At 37.0% G+C, this 16,952-nt stretch carries 16 protein-coding genes and 1 tRNA gene; 2 read left to right on the forward strand and 15 right to left on the reverse strand.

The features are described 5' to 3' along the window. Positions 1 to 82: 82 nt before the first annotated feature. Both MJG50_RS18080 and MJG50_RS18085 read right to left on the reverse strand, forming a co-directional pair. Positions 83 to 157 (reverse strand) — tRNA-Asn (locus MJG50_RS18080). A gap of 122 nt (positions 158 to 279) precedes the next feature. Next, positions 280 to 738, reverse strand: a complete 459-nt coding sequence (locus tag MJG50_RS18085) for a SprT family protein (protein WP_240257168.1) — start codon at positions 736 to 738, stop codon at positions 280 to 282. Between the two features lie 181 nt (positions 739 to 919). On the opposite strand from MJG50_RS18085, the gene cmpA reads away from it, so the two are divergent. Continuing rightward, positions 920 to 1,033, forward strand: coding sequence for a cortex morphogenetic protein CmpA (gene cmpA, locus MJG50_RS18090; protein WP_240257169.1), 114 nt, complete (start codon positions 920 to 922; stop codon positions 1,031 to 1,033). A gap of 21 nt (positions 1,034 to 1,054) precedes the next feature. Here the strand turns inward: cmpA and MJG50_RS18095 are convergent, their stop codons facing one another. The 8 genes from MJG50_RS18095 to acpS form a co-directional block, all read right to left on the reverse strand. Continuing rightward, a complete protein-coding gene (locus MJG50_RS18095) occupies positions 1,055 to 3,202 on the reverse strand; it encodes a Tex family protein (protein ID WP_240257208.1) in 2,148 nt (715 codons plus the stop codon). Between the two features lie 88 nt (positions 3,203 to 3,290). Further along, the gene (gene sigB / locus MJG50_RS18100; RefSeq protein ID WP_240257170.1) at positions 3,291 to 4,061 is read right to left on the reverse strand and encodes an RNA polymerase sigma factor SigB; all 771 of its coding nucleotides are present in this window, start codon (positions 4,059 to 4,061) and stop codon (positions 3,291 to 3,293) included. 121 nt (positions 4,062 to 4,182) lie between these two features. After that, the gene (locus MJG50_RS18105; protein WP_240257171.1) at positions 4,183 to 5,370 is read right to left on the reverse strand and encodes a class I SAM-dependent methyltransferase; all 1,188 of its coding nucleotides are present in this window, start codon (positions 5,368 to 5,370) and stop codon (positions 4,183 to 4,185) included. Positions 5,371 to 5,600: 230 nt separating this feature from the next. Further along, positions 5,601 to 5,951, reverse strand: a complete 351-nt coding sequence (gene ndoA / locus MJG50_RS18110) for a type II toxin-antitoxin system endoribonuclease NdoA (protein ID WP_240257172.1) — start codon at positions 5,949 to 5,951, stop codon at positions 5,601 to 5,603. Positions 5,952 to 5,955: 4 nt separating this feature from the next. Next, positions 5,956 to 6,237, reverse strand: a complete 282-nt coding sequence (locus MJG50_RS18115) for a CopG family ribbon-helix-helix protein (protein WP_240257173.1) — start codon at positions 6,235 to 6,237, stop codon at positions 5,956 to 5,958. 195 nt (positions 6,238 to 6,432) lie between these two features. Beyond that, complete coding sequence (gene alr, locus MJG50_RS18120) at positions 6,433 to 7,596, reverse strand: alanine racemase (protein ID WP_240257174.1); 1,164 nt, start codon at positions 7,594 to 7,596, stop codon at positions 6,433 to 6,435. Between the two features lie 120 nt (positions 7,597 to 7,716). Next, entirely contained in the window at positions 7,717 to 8,742 is a 1,026-nt protein-coding gene (locus MJG50_RS18125) for a LolA family protein (protein ID WP_240257175.1), read from the reverse strand. A gap of 252 nt (positions 8,743 to 8,994) precedes the next feature. Then, positions 8,995 to 9,354 (reverse strand): holo-ACP synthase, encoded by a 360-nt coding sequence (acpS, locus tag MJG50_RS18130; RefSeq protein ID WP_240257176.1) that lies wholly within the window; start codon positions 9,352 to 9,354, stop codon positions 8,995 to 8,997. Between the two features lie 100 nt (positions 9,355 to 9,454). Here acpS and MJG50_RS18135 point away from each other — a divergent pair, with 100 nt between their 5' ends. Then, the gene (locus MJG50_RS18135) at positions 9,455 to 10,183 is read left to right on the forward strand and encodes a rhomboid family intramembrane serine protease (protein WP_240257177.1); all 729 of its coding nucleotides are present in this window, start codon (positions 9,455 to 9,457) and stop codon (positions 10,181 to 10,183) included. Positions 10,184 to 10,210: 27 nt separating this feature from the next. Here the strand turns inward: MJG50_RS18135 and MJG50_RS18140 are convergent, their stop codons facing one another. From MJG50_RS18140 to MJG50_RS18160, 5 genes are all read right to left on the reverse strand, one after another. Beyond that, positions 10,211 to 11,653 (reverse strand): PH domain-containing protein, encoded by a 1,443-nt coding sequence (locus MJG50_RS18140; RefSeq protein ID WP_240257178.1) that lies wholly within the window; start codon positions 11,651 to 11,653, stop codon positions 10,211 to 10,213. Further along, on the reverse strand, positions 11,646 to 12,125 hold the full coding sequence (locus MJG50_RS18145; RefSeq protein ID WP_240257179.1) for a PH domain-containing protein: 480 nt from the start codon (positions 12,123 to 12,125) through the stop codon (positions 11,646 to 11,648). Before MJG50_RS18145 ends, MJG50_RS18140 begins: the two co-directional genes overlap by 8 nt. Positions 12,126 to 12,266: 141 nt before the next feature. Continuing rightward, the gene (cshA, locus tag MJG50_RS18150) at positions 12,267 to 13,763 is read right to left on the reverse strand and encodes a degradosome RNA helicase CshA (protein ID WP_275695659.1); all 1,497 of its coding nucleotides are present in this window, start codon (positions 13,761 to 13,763) and stop codon (positions 12,267 to 12,269) included. 613 nt (positions 13,764 to 14,376) lie between these two features. Next, a complete protein-coding gene (locus MJG50_RS18155; protein ID WP_240257181.1) occupies positions 14,377 to 15,750 on the reverse strand; it encodes a UDP-N-acetylmuramoyl-tripeptide--D-alanyl-D-alanine ligase in 1,374 nt (457 codons plus the stop codon). A gap of 109 nt (positions 15,751 to 15,859) precedes the next feature. After that, a complete protein-coding gene (locus MJG50_RS18160; RefSeq protein ID WP_240257182.1) occupies positions 15,860 to 16,945 on the reverse strand; it encodes a D-alanine--D-alanine ligase in 1,086 nt (361 codons plus the stop codon). Between the last annotated feature and the right edge of the window lie 7 nt (positions 16,946 to 16,952).

Below are 16,952 nucleotides of genomic sequence, written 5' to 3' on the forward strand. Positions count from 1 at the left end.
GAACCCTCGCGCCGCTTACGCGACCTACACCCTTAGCAGGGGCGCCTCTTCAGCCACTTGAGTACTTCCCCAAAAATAAAAATGGCTCCACAGGCAGGACTCGAACCTGCGACCGATCGGTTAACAGCCGATAGCTCTACCACTGAGCTACTGTGGAATATTTTTTGGACTGTTTTTATTATAAGAACAGTCAACCATGTTGTCAAGCAAATCTCAAAACAAAAATCTACTTTTTTGACGACTTTTATAATTTATCATATCGAAACCGAAGAGTCAATATCACTTCGATAATTCCATTAATTTCCCCGAACACTTTCCACAGGCATATCTTTTAATATCTACCTTTCTTTTTCTAATATACTGCAAACCACAATTCTTACAAACATATAAATACTGCTTTGAGACTTTTCTACGTTTTACAGACTCCAACGGTTTACAGAAGCGAGGTGCATCAACTTTCTTAAGTAAGTTTCGGAAGTCTTGATCTCGATGTTTATAACCTTTACCTTCAATATGAAGATGATAGTGACAAAGCTCGTGTTTTATAATTGCAACTAACTCATCTACGCCTCTTTCTTGATAATATTTTGGATTAAGCTCTATATCATGAGATTTCAGGATGTATCTCCCACCTGTAGTTTGTAGACGGTTATTGAAAATAGCTTTGTGGCAAAATGGCTTGCCAAAAGACTCTAAAGAAACCTCTTCAACGATTTTCTGCAATTCAAATTGATCCATGGCTAATTCTCCCTCTCAAATTTAAAACGAACGGGACATTCCGCTCCGGCATAAACTATTTATAAGTAAAGCTTCATTCATTATAGTAGGAAAAGAAAAAATACACGATACTTTTTTGGCATTTACGATACTAAAGAAATCCTTTACCAATAATATTTCATAAAAGAGGAGGTTGTGCTTCATGCCAGTATGGCTTCAAAACCAAATGCAACGTGCCTACTACGAGAAAAATAGATATCAAATAAAATTATTAAACCAATGTTGGTATTTCTATAGAAAAAAACACTGCTCTTAACAAGCAGTGTTATCACTCCAATTATTGTGGCGGCAGCATTGTTAATGCTACTCTTCCCTTTTTCACATCAACATCATCTATCCAAACAGTAACCACATCTCCCACTGAGACAACATCAAGTGGATGCTTGACAAAGCTATTGCTTAATTTAGAAATATGAACTAAGCCATCCTGCTTTACACCAATGTCAACAAATGCACCGAAATCCACTACATTTCGAACTGTTCCTTCCAATTCCATCCCCTTCACAAGGTCTTCTAACTTAAGAATATCCTTTTTTAGGAGCGGACTAGCTAATTCATCACGTGGATCACGTTCAGGTCGAACTAAAGCTTCTGTTATATCACGTAGTGTTATCTCACCAATACCCAATTCATTTGCTAATTCTTCAACTGAAATTGAGGCAATAGCTTCTTTAAGCTTTTCACTGCCGAGATCACGATTACTTACATCCATCTTTTTAAGAAGCTTCTTAACCTCATTATAATTCTCTGGGTGAATCCCTGTTCTATCTAATGGCTCATCCCCATCTATAATTCTTAAAAAGCCAATACATTGTTCATAGGTTTTTGCGCCAAGTCTTGGAATATCCTTTAAATCCTTTCGATTCAAGAACTTTCCTTGTTCTTCTCTTCGTTTCACCACATTATTCGCAACAGCCTTTGAAAGACCCGCTACATACTGCAACAATGAAGATGAAGCAGTGTTTACATTCACTCCGACTTTATTAACAACCGTCTCAACTACGAAGGTTAAGGAATCATTTAATTTTTTCTGCGATACATCATGTTGATATTGTCCAACCCCTACGGATTTTGGGTCTATTTTTACAAGCTCTGCAAGCGGATCTTGGAGACGTCTTGCAATTGACACAGCACTTCTTTCTTCAACCTGGAAATTAGGAAATTCTTCTCTAGCAAGATCGGATGCAGAATACACACTAGCTCCTGCTTCATTGACAATAATGTAAAAAATTTCTCGATTCACTTCTTTTAGGAGATCAGCAACAAATTGCTCGGTTTCTCTCGATGCAGTTCCATTTCCTATAGCAACCATCTCTACATCAAATGCATCCAAAATCGCCTTAATTTTATTTTTTGCATCTTCCTTTTTATTCACTGGTGGATGGGGATAAATCACATCTATTTTTAGTACCTTTCCTGTCTCGTCAACTACAGCAAGCTTACAACCTGTTCGATATGCAGGGTCAACCCCAAGCACTACCTTGCCCTTTAGTGGTGGTTGTAGCAGTAGATTCCGGAGATTTTCCGCAAAAATATGTATCGCACGATCTTCTGCTTTTTCCGTAAGTTCTTTACGGATCTCTCTTTCAATCGATGGTTGTATTAAACGCTTGTAACTATCCTCTATCGTCTCAATAATATGTGGTGTAACAGAGGAATTTTCTTTTTTAACGATTTTTCTATGTAAGTAGCTTAAAATCCGTTCAAATGGTGTCTCGATAGCTACGCGTAAAACTTCCTCTTTTTCTCCCCGATTCATTGCTAGCACTCTATGTGGTACCACCTTATGAATAGGCTCATGATATTCATAATACATTTCATATACTTTCTTTTCATCCTTCTCTTCGTCCTTGACGGATGTTGCAATCACACCATGCTTAAAAGTTTCCGTTCGAATCCATTGACGGAAGTTTGCATCATCTGAGATCCACTCAGCAATGATATCCTTCGCACCCTGAACAGCCTCTTCAGCTGTTGTCACTTCTTTTTCCTCTGATAAAAATTGTATTGCATATTCCTCTACATTTACATTCATTGGAAATGTATAAAACCAGTCTGCTAATGGCTCTAATCCCTTTTCCTTTGCAATTGTTGCTTTCGTCCGACGCTTCTGTTTATAAGGTCTGTATAAATCTTCAACCTGCTGAAGTTTTGTTGATTTTAGTATGTCACTTTGTAATTCATCCGTTAATTTCCCTTGCTCTGAGATAAGTCGAATGACTTCTTCCTTCCTAGCTTCAAGGTTCTGCATATAATGATATTTTTCTTGGATATCCCTTATTTGTACTTCATCTAGAGAGCCAGTTAGTTCTTTTCGATATCGCGCAATAAAAGGAACAGTATTTCCCTCATCTAAAAGTGAGATTACATTAATAACTTGCTTTTCCTTCACCGTTAACTCTTTGGCGATTGTTTTAATCATCATGTCATTTGATTGCAAAGTTTGTGTCAAAATTATTTCCTCCTACTAACTCTTCTTACTGCTATTCTACCATTTAAACAAAAGGATAACCTCAAGCACCCTCTCTAATTGCTTTTCGAAGTTTCTTTATTGCTTTCCTCTGGATACGGGATACATGCATTTGGGAAATCCCTAGTAAGTCGCCTGTATCTTTTTGGCTAAGATTATTTAAATAGGTATAGTGGATGATTTTCTTTTCACGATCAGTTAGAACTTGTAATACACTCTCGATTACAAGACGTGAATTCACCTTTTCATACCCTTTATCATCTTCGCCTAACACCTCTAGGATTGTTACATCATTATTCTTATAATCTCCACTTAGGGTGCGTTCGATCGAAAGTGACCGATATCCTTGACCTAATTCTAACGCTTCTAGAATATCCTCTTCACATTCTTCTAGAAATTCAGCAATCTCACTAACTTGTGGCGAACGATTTAGGATTACCGTTAATTCTTCAATCGCATTTTTTATTTTTGGACCTAATTCCTTCACTTTTCTAGGAACATGAACGCTCCACGTTTTGTCCCGCAAGTAATGTTTGATTTCCCCTTTTATCGTAGGGATCGCATATGAAGCAAAGTTCTTCCCAACAGTAGGGTCATATCTTCTTATCGCACTTAATAACCCAACTAACCCGACCTGGACGAGGTCTTCATCATATCCTCTTCTATACGAATATTTTCGGGCGATCGTTCCTACTAAATGTTGATAAAGCTCAACTATCTTACGTTCTGCAGCTTTTGAGCCAGTTGATTGGAAGTCCTGAATTAGCTTAACCACTAATTTCTCATTCTCTAGAGTTTGAGATTTCTGTTTCATGCTTCTTCACCTACTCCTTCAACAGACGTATTTTTTACCATATACGTATACATTCGTGAAATAGTTGGTTGTTTCCTCCCTTTTAACACTTTTGTTAAATAGTTAAAATGAATTTGTAATATTAGCTTTTTACTGCACAAATGGTAAATGTTTTAGGTAATCCAATATCATGAACCTTATGGTTGGGTTCTTCCTCGAGGATTTTGACAAATAACCCTTCCGCAGCCAAAGCTGTAATAATTTCCCCCAACGTCCAGTATCGTTGAAAGACCTTTGATAGTTCTTGTTGTATTTCTGAAGACATATGTTTTGTAAAAGCAACATCCTTCGTTTTAATAGTTGGATCAAAATAATCCCCTGTTACTTTATGCTTCTTACCTGTTGAAGTAATCAGCTTTGTTGAAATAGGATGGAACTCATGTAAAATAAACATCCCATTATCCTTTAGAAGTTTCGATATCAACTCTGCGAGCGGTTTTAAATCTATATAATAATGAAGGACTCCAAGTTCCATTAAGACAATATCATTATTCACACCAAGTAAGTTAACATCTAGGGATAAAACATCAGATACATTATATTGAATGTCTACCCCAGCTTCGGATGCAACCTCATGAGCAAACCGTTGATTTTCCATCGAGAAGTCCACAATCGAAACATCAGCCCCCAACAACGCCATTGCCACACCTTTAATACCGTTCGAACCCATAAGGTGCACAATTTTCTTGCCTTGGATATCTCCCAAATATTTATTAAATGGATGGAGTTTCCAAATTGGGTTCTGTTTTACTTTTGCAGCAGCTTCTCTAGGTAATCCATATCGATTCAATAGGGCTTGATAGTTATTTTGGTTCCATGCAAATTCATTGTTATTATTTATCTCCTGTTGTTTTTCAAATAAGTATTGATGAACCTTTTCTGCATACTGATTATTTCCATTAAAAATATATGAATATAAGGATCTGCACCATACTTCATCGTCATCTACTCGTTTTAAAATCCGGTAAGGATCTGTCTTTAATGATTTATTATAGTGGCACGAAAAAATAATCGTAAGTTGATCTCGCATGAATTGAAATTCTGCTTCATTCTCATTCTTCTCCGTAATTATAGGGTCGTAGGAATGATAGAATTGCAAGAGCATATCGAACTGGTCCCATTGAAAATGAACATGAATCTCTTGTTTTTCTCGAATGGTAACCCCTTGAATGGATAAAGCCGTACCACCAGCAAATTCATATGTAATTTTCCCTTCCTGTAATTCTTGTGCAATTAATTTCACATTGTCCTTATAATGTGTGTTGACCAAATGAAAATCCTCCCGTTCATAATTCATGATGTTTAGTATATACAAAATGACAAAAGCTTAGAATAAACATTCATTCATAAAAGAGAATTCAAACAAACGTTTGATCGAATACCAAGCTCGTTGGGACGGCTGGGTTTGATGCCTAAACAAACGTTTGATTGAACCCTATTTCATAAAAACAAAAGAAGCTACCAACAAGGTAACTTCTTCATACATGAGATATAAATAATTTAAAAATCGATGAGTCCTAAACTAATTTGTAAGGCTTCATCCACTCTGTCCATCATCTCTTCATCGAGATGTGTTATCTTATCGGTTAAGCGCTGCTTATCGATTGTACGGACTTGTTCTAACAGAATAACTGAGTCACGCTCAAATCCATAACGCTCAGCGTCAATTTCCACATGTGTTGGGAGCTTTGCTTTTTGAATTTGGGCAGTTATTGCTGCGACAATGACTGTGGGACTGAACCGATTCCCGATATCGTTTTGGATGACAAGAACAGGACGAACGCCTCCTTGCTCTGAGCCAACAACTGGGGAGAGGTCTGCAAAATAAACGTCGCCACGTTTTACAATCAAATGATTACCCCCCGCTAACTAAGCGTTCTACGGTGTGGTCTGCCTCTGATTCAGCTAAAAAAGCTTCCGACGCAATGTTAAGGTTTATTTTTGCCATTTCCATGTAGCCGCGTCTCATAGACTCTGTAATTTGACGTTTCTTTCTTTCACGTAGATACATTTTTGTAGCCTGATAAATAAGTTCGTTTCGATTACCGTTCTCTTGCTTCACAAGACCGTCCAGTTCACTGATAAGATTTTGTGGTAAACGAATCAAAATTTCTGTTGTTGCGCTGGATTCAGACACAATCTACACCTCCACCAACATGCCACCAATTATTCTACTCCAATCTTAATAATACCACTATTATGTTTGGATGCAAAGCCAATTCCATCAATTCCATTATTTCTATTATATTATCTACATTTGGAAATAGATTTTATGCACCTATTCACAAATTTACCAAAAGGTACATGTTAATAACGGATTTAGAGCTTCATCTTAGTGGTTTATTAAGACAGGGTTTCTCACTTCAATTATACTCTTATTTTTCAAAAAAATACGGGGTACACGATAACTTATCGTACAAATCACTTCATAATTTACAGTACCAAGGACTTTGGCAACATCATCAACATGAATGTACTCGTTTTTTTGCCCTCCGATTAAGGTAACCTTAGTACCTCTTGCCATCTCCCTAGGAAGTTTAACCATAAATTGATCCATACAAATTCTACCAATAATCTGACAACGTTCACCGTCAACTAATACATCTGTATTTTGTAGGCTGCGAATCCATCCATCCGCATATCCAACTGGAACTGTACCGACCCACATTTCTTCATCTGCGGTGAAGGTTGCACCATAGCTGACCTTTTCACCTTCTGCAATTTTTTTAACTTGTACAAGACTACTATGGAGCGAGAACGCTTCGTGAAGGTTATATGGAAGCTGGTCCTTAATTTCTAGCGACGGGGTTAATCCATACATTCCAATTCCTAAGCGAACCGCATTAAATACCTTTTCAGGAAATCGTAAGCCTGTAGCACTATTACCACAATGAACCATCTTAGGTTTTACCGGAATCCATTCAAGCATTTGAAGAAAGGTTTGATACTGCTCTTCAAAATAAGAAGTATCAAGTTCATCTGCAGTTGCAAAATGAGTAAAAACTCCTTCGAGGAAAAAGCGCGGATCATTTTCAATCACTTCGATTAATTCAGTTACCTCACTTTTTTCTTTCACACCTAAACGTCCCATTCCAGAATCCAACTTCAAGTGAAAAGTAACAGGAAGATTCTCTTTATAAACGCTTATAGCCTCTTGTAACCATTCAAGTTGAAAAACTGTAAGGGTAAGATTGTATTTTGCAGCTAATGACATATCATTTGGTCTAACAGCTCCCAACACAAGAATTGGAGCATCAATACCGCTACTTCTTAAATGAATTGCCTCATCCAGGAATGCAACGGCTAAATAAGAAGCACCCGCTTCAAGTGCTGTTTTTACAACCTGAACATCGCCATGTCCATATGCATTTGCTTTAACTACCGCCATAACAGCAACATCATCAGGTAAAAACCGTTTCATATTCGTTACATTTTCATATATATAATCTAAGTTTACTTCAACCCATGTATCACGATAAAAATGAGATGACTCCATTACTAACACTTCCCAACTAATAATTCCATATCAATTTATATATATGTTAGATTATTTATTGTTCGAGTTTAGATGTCAATAGAAAAAAATAGGAGCCTGTTGGTACGGCTCCTATTTATCCTATTTCACTGTTTTCCCTTGGACTGTTCGGGCTATTTCATATAATTCTTCTTGAGTTAGATCAGTTGAGGCTACCATAAAGTCAACCCCTTCATGTGTCCAGGAAATTGCATTTTCTGAGAGAACACCCACTGTAAAGCCAAGATCGATTGGTTCACCACTAACTGATATCGTTGTTCCAGCTGGAGCAACCGTAGCTCGTTCTTGAATTAACGTGAAGGATTTTTCTCCACCACCAAATGTCAGGATATAACGGATGCCATCATCTGTCTTCATTTCTTTTTCTTCAACTAATTCTACACCAGGAATTACACCTTCCTCTGGATATAGGACAGCAAATGGTTTCGAATTTCCTTCACCCATTACAGGAACCTCTTCTAGCTCTAATTGTGCACTATTCATATTTTTCTCAACTTCAAACGCTGATTTATCAAAGCTAGCATTAAATTCTACCTTCTTAAAGTCGACAATTAACAACGGATTTCGATCCGGATCCATCACTTTTACTTGTACAGGGGCTAGATCCTTTTTATTAATTGTAATTTCTTGAATAGGTAGCATTTTATTATTTTTATAATTTGTCTTTGTTTCAAAGACATAGTTGTCTTTTGTAGCTGTGAACTTTGCTTCTGGATCACTTTTAATATCATTTACTAATGATTCAACGAGATAAGCTTGGCTACTGTTTTGTGGCCAATCACTTTGAAAATGGAAGCTTTTATTTAACGCAGGTGTTAATACAAATACGCCATCATCATTACGAAGTATCATTTGACTCTGGTCTTTCTCTGCATTCTTCAAATTCACACGATAATATTCTGGCTCTTTATGCCAAATCTCTACTTGATACACTTGAGGATCATTCCCGGTCTGAAGGGTCATCTTTGCATCCGCTTTATAACCCGTCATCTTTGCAACCTTCTCATCCAAGGCTTCTACTACATCCTTTTGTGATTTCTCTCCACACCCAGCAAGTGCAAGGGCAACGAGTAGCCCTAATAACAACAAAAATACATTTTTCTTCATTCCTTCAACCCCTTTGCCTCTTTTCGACGAAACTTTTAGGAGACAAAATGTGTTAAGGTGGTGAATGGTTTGCTAAAAAGGTGTCTAGCCGAACTTATTAGGACCCCCACTTTTTATTCATTCATACAATGCTTCTTACATGCAAACCAACATATCATTTATTTAAACCTTTTCACCCATCCATCACACACTTACACCTTGTCTCACCTACCGCACTAAAAATATATGAGACAAAGTTGTGTAATATGCAGACTAGCTTGACAAGCTTTCAATAATTACTTGTGCAATCGCGTAATCCCTACTGTGTGAGATGGATAAATGAATGTGATGATCACTAGGTTTCTTTACAATTGGTTTACCAAAGTCATTGGCGGCAATTTCAATATCTAAAAAGCTTAAAGCCCCTCCAATCCCTGTTCCTACTGCCTTTGAATATGCTTCTTTCGCTGCAAAACGACCAGCGAGAAACTCTACCTTTCTACGCTCTGATAAATTTGAATATGTTTCTTTTTCACCATCTGTTAAAATTCGATCCACAAACTTTTTTTGTCGTTGGATTAAATTTTCAATCCGTTTAAGTTCAACAATATCAATTCCGGTTCCGATTATCATTTTTCTTTCCCTTCTTCTAGAATTAAGTTATGTAACATAACATTGTACAAATTATTCTTTTTTGTAGTACGATAAGTAGACTAAATAAAGGAGAGTTAAGATGTTTACAAGAACAGAAAGCTTCCGGTCTTTTTTACGATTTTACCCCATTATATCAATTATTGTGGCCATACACATTATTCTCTGGTTATTGATTAATTCATCCTTGCCATTAGGGGATACACTTGCTCAACAAATGGTTGGGTTTAATTTTTTAATTGCAGAAGGTGAATACTGGCGTCTAATTACACCGATTTTTGTTCATGGTGGTTTTGGACATATGCTTTTTAACTCATTTTCTCTTATCTTATTCGGTCCGGCACTCGAGAGAATGATGGGCAAGGTGAAATTTATTGTGGCATACATATTTGCCGGAGTGATTGCCAATATCGCTACTTATTACTTTGAACCACTTAACTTCGCCCATGTAGGGTCCTCAGGAGCAATTTTTGGTTTGTTCGGTATTTACTTGTATATGGTCGTCATTAGAAAAGATTTAATCGATCAGGCGAACTCACAATTGATTATGACCATTTTAGTAATAGGCTTGATTATGACATTTATTAATTCGAACGTAAATATTATTGCCCATATATTTGGGTTTGTAGCAGGTGCAATTATCGCACCCCTGCTTCTTCCAAAAAGATCTCTATCCCACCAACCCCTATCAACCTTCAACAGGTCTGTTGGTGAAAGGAAACGAATCCAAATACCTAGAGAATTTTCACCAAAGCATATTGTTTGGCTAATTATCATTATTCTTGTAATAATCGGGATCATTTATAAATAAAAGGTGCATGTTCAAAAAGGAGAGCTGTTAGCTCTCCTTTTTCTTTGTAATATACCATTCAAACATTGTCCAGCCATCTGAATCTTCTACATCTGTCACTTGAAATCCCTTTCCAGAGACTGAAGATTTTATAAATGTTTTAACAGATGTAAGCTTCTTTGTCCTTTGAAAAGAGGATTGCTTCATGTCAAAAGATTGAATTCTTTTTTTCTGTTGCAGAAGGGTAATTTTGCTGCCAATAAATCGAAATCGTAAAGTAAGCTGTTCACCATCAATTCTCCAACCCGCATCCCGAAATCTCAAATATCCTAATAGACAAGTTAATGGAAGCAATAACAACGATAGGTATCCCCAAGGATTGAAGAAATACGAAACAGCAATTATGACAGGGATGACTGGTATAACCGCTTTTAATATATACCTACCTAATGACCTTTTAGGTACATGATTGATTTCGTCTGATAACTTGTATTCAGGTACGAAGTGCTTTAATAATTGCTCAACCTGATTTTTTTTAATCAGGGGAAATAGTACAGTTGATAATTCCTCACCTTTATCTAATGAGCCACCAGCACTTTCAATTAATACTGTTGCATAACCTAATGGCTGCCTAATTAAATTTTCGGTAAATCGAATAGCTTGTATCCGATGAAGCGGGATTGTTGATTGTCTCTTTTCAATAAGCCCTCTTGTAATAAAAAGCTCATCATCACGTTTGACCACTTTGAAATTTGCATACCTTAGCGCCATAATTAGCACACCAATGATCCATGAAATGAGTAAAAAAAGAATAACTAGTGTAATAATATATGTGAGTATCGATAGATTAATATACTGTTCTACTTTATTAAATGCCTTTTCAAACGGTACATATTCTGCAAATTGACTCAAAAATGCAAAGATAGCTGAAATTACAAACCCGATTCCTCCAGAGGTGGAGGCTAAAACGAGAAGTTCTTTCATTGTAATTTGATATGTAGGTTTTTGCTTATTTTCCTCCTCAGGCTCTAAAACCTCTGGAGCCTTTGGAATTTTAGTAAGGATAGCTCTTAATTCATTCGCTTCGGCTTCCTTTATTGCAGTTAATTCTACTTCCGCCTCTTTTCCTCCACCTGCTGTTTCAACCTGCAGCTTAACAAGACCAAATATTCGCTGTATGATTCCAGCGGTCACATCAATTGTTTGAATTCGTTCAATGGGGATAAATCGCCTTTTTCTCACAAACACACCATATTCTATGCGAAGCTCACCATCTTCAACTCGATATGTAAAACGGTACCAATGAAGAATCCCAGTTACTAAAAGACCGACAATAACAACACCTAATCCAATTAAATAAAGGGTATTAATAAGACCCGATTCTCCTTTTCCAATAAAGAAAAAAACAATGATTGGGATAATCATTTCTTTTAATTGCTTTAAGAATCGTAAAAATCCTGCTATTGGATGCATTCTGCGTGGATTAGACATCATCTTCATCCACCCTTGCCAATCTTGATATATAGTCCCGTAGTTGATCTGCTTCTTCCAAATCTAATGCAGGTATTTCGTGTACTGTTGCAGCCGTAGTTACTGAAACAGTTGCCAAATGATATTTTCGTAAAAGTGGCCCTTGCTGGGTATCAACATGTTGGACACGGTTCATTGGAATAATCGTTCTTTTTACGATAAACACACCACGTTGTAAATCAATTTCATGCTCATGAACCTCATATCTCCAACGTTTCCACTTAAGATTGGGTAGTACAAAAATTGATAAAATCGTTTCGATAACAGATAACACCAATAATCCTGCAAAAATCCAAAATGTCCAATCAAATATAATTGTTAAGACTAAAACAGCAATCGTTACTACCCACCCAATTATCGATGAAATTAATGCAGATATCTTCCAAACCGTTAAAGCACGTTCACTTATTCTATTTTTTGGGACATCTCTCATTTACAAACCAACCCCATTTCTATTTCTCCGACTAACAAAACATTATCCCCATTATACACATTATCTACAAAGGTGTCAGGCTCCAATTGAGCATAAAAAAAACAGTGTAGGGCATCCTACACTGTTTTTCAATCTATTCGATTATTGTTCGCTTTTACGGAAATTGCTTCGGCGAGTGCCACCTGATTGACGGCTACCCCCATTTGATTGACGGCTGCGATTTGAGTTATTTCCACCGCGACCACGTGCTGGTTGGTTTCCTTTGTAGCGTCCACGGTCACGACTACCACTGCGATTATCGCGCTCTCTTTTTACACGAAGTGGTGCCTCTTCAGTTAATTTCACTGGAGTTGCATCTGGTTCTTTCGTCATCATTTTAATAGCTGCTGCAACAACTGATACAGAGTCATGCTCTTCTAAAAGCTCTTCTGCAGCACGAGTGTAGTATGCCAAATTATTAGATTCAATCATTGAAACTAATTTTTCAATTGTTACCTTTTGTTGACCTTCTAAAGCCTCATCCAAGGTTGGTGGCTTCATCTTGTCCATTTTACGTTTCGTTGTGTTTTCAATATTTTTCAATTGACCCATTTCTCTTGGTGTAACGAAAGACATTGCCAAACCATGCTTACCAGCACGACCTGTACGGCCGATACGGTGAACATAGCTTTCCGGATCTTGTGGAATATCAAAGTTATATACATGAGTAACACCTGAAATATCTAAACCACGTGCTGCCACATCAGTTGCAACTAATACTTCAATCGAACCTTCTTTGAATTTACGAAGTACGGAAATACGTTTTGCTTGGCTTAAGTCACCATGAATTCCTTCAGCAGCATAGCCTCTTAATGTCAATGCTTCTGATAATTCATCTACACGACGCTTTGTACGTCCAAAAATAATTGCAAGCTCTGGTGATTGAATATCCAATAAACGAGTTAGAACATCAAACTTATTTCTTTCATGAACCTCTACATAATATTGTTGAATATTTGGTGTAGTTACTTCTTTTGACTTCACCTTAACAACTTGAGGATTTTGCATGAAACGTTCCGCAATACGTTGGATTGGACCAGGCATTGTTGCAGAGAATAAAAGTGTTTGTCTTCCTTCCTCAGGAACACCCTTTAAAATCGCTTCAATGTCTTCAATGAATCCCATGTTTAACATTTCATCTGCTTCATCTAACACGACTGTGTGAACATTATTTAGACGAAGTGTACGACGATTAATATGGTCAATTACTCGTCCTGGCGTACCAACAATAATATGTGGATGCTTTTTCAGTGAACGAATTTGACGACTGATATCCTGACCACCATAAATTGGTAAAATACGAATGCGATTAAATTGACCAATTTTATTAAGTTCTTCTGATACTTGAATTGCAAGTTCACGTGTTGGTGCAATGACAATTCCTTGAACATTATCACTTTTCACATCGATTTTCTCGATAAGTGGAATTCCGAATGCTGCAGTCTTTCCTGTTCCCGTTTGGGCTTGACCGATTACGTCGTTACCCTCTAATGCTAACGGAATTGTTTGGGATTGAATTGGAGTTGCCTCTTCAAAACCCATTTTACTAATTGATCTCATTAAATCTTGACCAATACCTAAATCTTTAAATGTTGCCAAATTTTTCATACTCCTTTTGCTAATCAGATTTGTACAATGAAAAATTGACTAATCAGACGGGAAATCTTTATAGACCACTTGGCTTACGCCTCGATAGATTACGTAGAATTCACTGGGGATATATTGGTATTCCTTCTTGATATCCAATATATCATTACCGTGAAACCTTCACATTTAATTGTGAGGGATAGGCGATCTGCTTAAGCAAACTTTGTACTTACCGAGCCATTAGGCGTGGCAGAACTTTAGTTCGGAAAAAGCAAAGCTTTTTCCTGCGATGCCTTGCTTCCGTAGAACACTCTTATGCCCTTACGCGTTTAAGAACGTAGGATACTTTCTTATAAGCCTAGTTTTCCTTTTAGATCAGAATAACAATTCTGCTTAAAAAAAGGACATTCTCCGTGAATACGGAAAAAATGCCCTAAGGGTTCACGTCCAAAAAGTTAAATTTTTAGGGCGTTTTTCTGTTAAATGACATAGCCCTTTTTAACACTGTATTTGTTATCTTACCATTTCAAAATTGGAATTGCAATAATACCGTTTTTGTAAATATTCCTATTTACATATATTATGGACAAACTTTTTAATTTTCATGTATTAAACATTTCATTTTTTACTTTTTAAAAGCTGCTACAACCTCTTCTAATTTCATTCCGCGAGAGCCCTTCAAAAGGACAACGTCATCCTTGTTAACCACTTTGCCAAGTTCAGCAATTAATTCTTCTTTATTTAAATAAGCTTTAACCCTTCCTGTTGGAAAACGCTCGACTGCCCTTTTTGAAATGTATTCACCAAGCTTCCCGAAAGTAAATACATAATCAATCTTTGTTGGGTCGAGTAAATGGCCCATTTCCTCATGATACTTGATTTCATTTTCACCAAGCTCCAACATATCTGCTAGAATCACAATCTTTCGATTGAATCCTTTCAAATCCTGAATAAGGCTAATTGCCGCCTTCATTGATGTTGGACTTGCATTATAGGCATCATTAATTAGCTTCAGACCATTTTTCCCTTCGATAAGTTCGAGTCGCATATTGGTAATCTTACTATTTTTTAATCCCGCTTTAATTTCATTCCATGAAAGATTAAAATGAAGTCCCACTGCTATTGCAGCTGTTGCGTTATTCACATTGTGCTTCCCGAGCACAGGTATGTAAAATTCTTCACCATTATTCTTATTTATCGAAAAATATGTCCCGTTACTTTCTAGCTTAACATCAGTTGGGAATAAATCATTTTTTCCAGTACTACCAAAGGTTAGCGAGGATATATTCAATTTCTTAACCTTGTCTAATAACAATGGCTCATCACCATCATAAATTAATATACCGGACTGTGCTAAGCCATCTACGATTTCAAGTTTTGCCTTTGCAATTCCATCACGGGATCCAAGATCCTGCATATGTGATTCACCAATATTCGTAATGATTGCAATATCAGGTCGTGCAAGTTTCGTTAGAAATTCAATTTCTCCAAATGCACTCATCCCCATCTCAAGTACCGCGACCTCAGTGTCCTCATTTAAACGCAGGATAGTTAATGGCAAACCAATGTGATTATTGAGATTACCTTCCGTTTTGTGAACACGAAATACGGTTGAAAGAACAGCGGTTACCATATCCTTTGTCGTCGTTTTACCGTTGCTGCCTGTAATTCCTACTACTTTTATGGATAATTCATCACGATAGTTCTTTGCAAGATTCTGTAATGCAACTAATGTATCTTCTACGTAAATAACTGGTATTCCTTTAGGTGGATTGGACTCATTCATCCCCCAAAGAACCGCAGAGGCACCATTATCAATCGCAGTCTCTACAAATTCATGGCCATTGAATGTTTCGCCGACAATCGGTATGTATAAATTTCCAGATTGAATTGTTCTTGTATCAATTGAAACCCCTTCAATGATAAGGTCTTTGTACTTCGAGTCAAGCTTCTTTCCAAATGCCATTTTTTCAATTTCAGCTAATGTTTTTTTTATCACAGGATTCTCCCCTTTACTATTTATAGAAAAGAGAAACACTATCCATTTTTCGAATAGTGTTTCTTCAGTAGCTGTACCTTAATCAAATTAATCATCTAATCTCTAAAATCTAGATTGTGTATTTGATTTTTTGCTTTTCAGTATGACGCTCGATTGCTAGTTCTACTAATTTTTCAATCAACTCTGGATATGTTACCCCTGTATGTTGCCATAAAAGTGGGAACATGCTAAAAGGTGTAAATCCAGGCATCGTATTTACTTCATTGATAATCGCCTTTCCTTCCTTCGTTAAAAAGAAATCAGCTCTTACCAAACCTGAGCAATCTAATGCTTTAAAAGCCTTAATAGCTGCTACCTGCAAGTTTTGATATTCTTCTTCTGTAATATCCGCAGGAATAATGAGGGCTGTATCACCATCCTCATATTTTGCCTTATAATCATAAAAGTCCTTTTTCGGTACAATTTCGCCGGCAACTGAACATGTTGGATGATCATTGCCAAGTACGCCCAGTTCAACCTCACGTCCAATTATCGCTTCCTCAATGATTACTTTGCGATCAAATGTAAATGCCTCCTCAAAGGCTTTCTCAAGGCTAGCTCGATCAGTAGCTTTGCTAATACCAACACTTGAACCAAGGTTAGCGGGCTTTACAAAGCAAGGATATCCTAACGCTTCCTCGATTTGTTCATAAGCAGCATCTGGCGCATCTTGCCATTCACTTCTGATAAAAGAAACATACTTGGCTTGAGCAAGACCTGCTTGAGCAAAAATATTCTTCATAATAACCTTATCCATTCCAGCTGAAGAAGCTAGTACACCATTCCCTACATAAGGAATATTCATAAGTTCTAATAGCCCTTGAACAGTTCCATCCTCCCCATTTGGTCCATGTAATAACGGAAAGACAACATCAATGGCTTCATTTTTAGTCAGTTGTTGAGCAGGAAATAAGTCGGCATTCAATGATACAGGCGAAATTGCTTTACCATCCTCTTTCAAAACAAGCTTCTTCACATCATCAACCGGTCCGCTTAACTGGTTTCCACGAACCCATTCACCTTGCTCAGAAATATAAATTGGATGTATATCATATTTATCATGATCTAATGCTTTAATAACCGCTAATGCCGTCTGCAACGAAACCTTATGTTCTGCAGACTTCCCACCATATAGTAAACCTAATTTCACTTTCATGTGTTTC

Source organism: Fredinandcohnia quinoae (genome assembly GCF_022427965.1).
Taxonomy (GTDB): Bacteria; Bacillota; Bacilli; order Bacillales; family Bacillaceae_L; genus Ferdinandcohnia; species Ferdinandcohnia quinoae.

Coding starts and splice junctions, on each gene's coding strand:
- MJG50_RS18085 (WP_240257168.1), bottom strand. CDS start 738: ATGGATCAATTTGAATTGCAGAAAATCGTTGAAGAGGTTTCTTTAGAG.
- cmpA (WP_240257169.1), top strand. CDS start 920: ATGCCAGTATGGCTTCAAAACCAAATGCAACGTGCCTACTACGAGAAA.
- MJG50_RS18095 (WP_240257208.1), bottom strand. CDS start 3,202: ATGATGATTAAAACAATCGCCAAAGAGTTAACGGTGAAGGAAAAGCAA.
- sigB (WP_240257170.1), bottom strand. CDS start 4,061: ATGAAACAGAAATCTCAAACTCTAGAGAATGAGAAATTAGTGGTTAAG.
- alr (WP_240257174.1), bottom strand. CDS start 7,596: ATGGAGTCATCTCATTTTTATCGTGATACATGGGTTGAAGTAAACTTA.
- MJG50_RS18125 (WP_240257175.1), bottom strand. CDS start 8,742: ATGAAGAAAAATGTATTTTTGTTGTTATTAGGGCTACTCGTTGCCCTT.
- acpS (WP_240257176.1), bottom strand. CDS start 9,354: ATGATAATCGGAACCGGAATTGATATTGTTGAACTTAAACGGATTGAA.
- MJG50_RS18135 (WP_240257177.1), top strand. CDS start 9,455: ATGTTTACAAGAACAGAAAGCTTCCGGTCTTTTTTACGATTTTACCCC.
- MJG50_RS18140 (WP_240257178.1), bottom strand. CDS start 11,653: ATGTCTAATCCACGCAGAATGCATCCAATAGCAGGATTTTTACGATTC.
- MJG50_RS18145 (WP_240257179.1), bottom strand. CDS start 12,125: ATGAGAGATGTCCCAAAAAATAGAATAAGTGAACGTGCTTTAACGGTT.
- MJG50_RS18160 (WP_240257182.1), bottom strand. CDS start 16,945: ATGAAAGTGAAATTAGGTTTACTATATGGTGGGAAGTCTGCAGAACAT.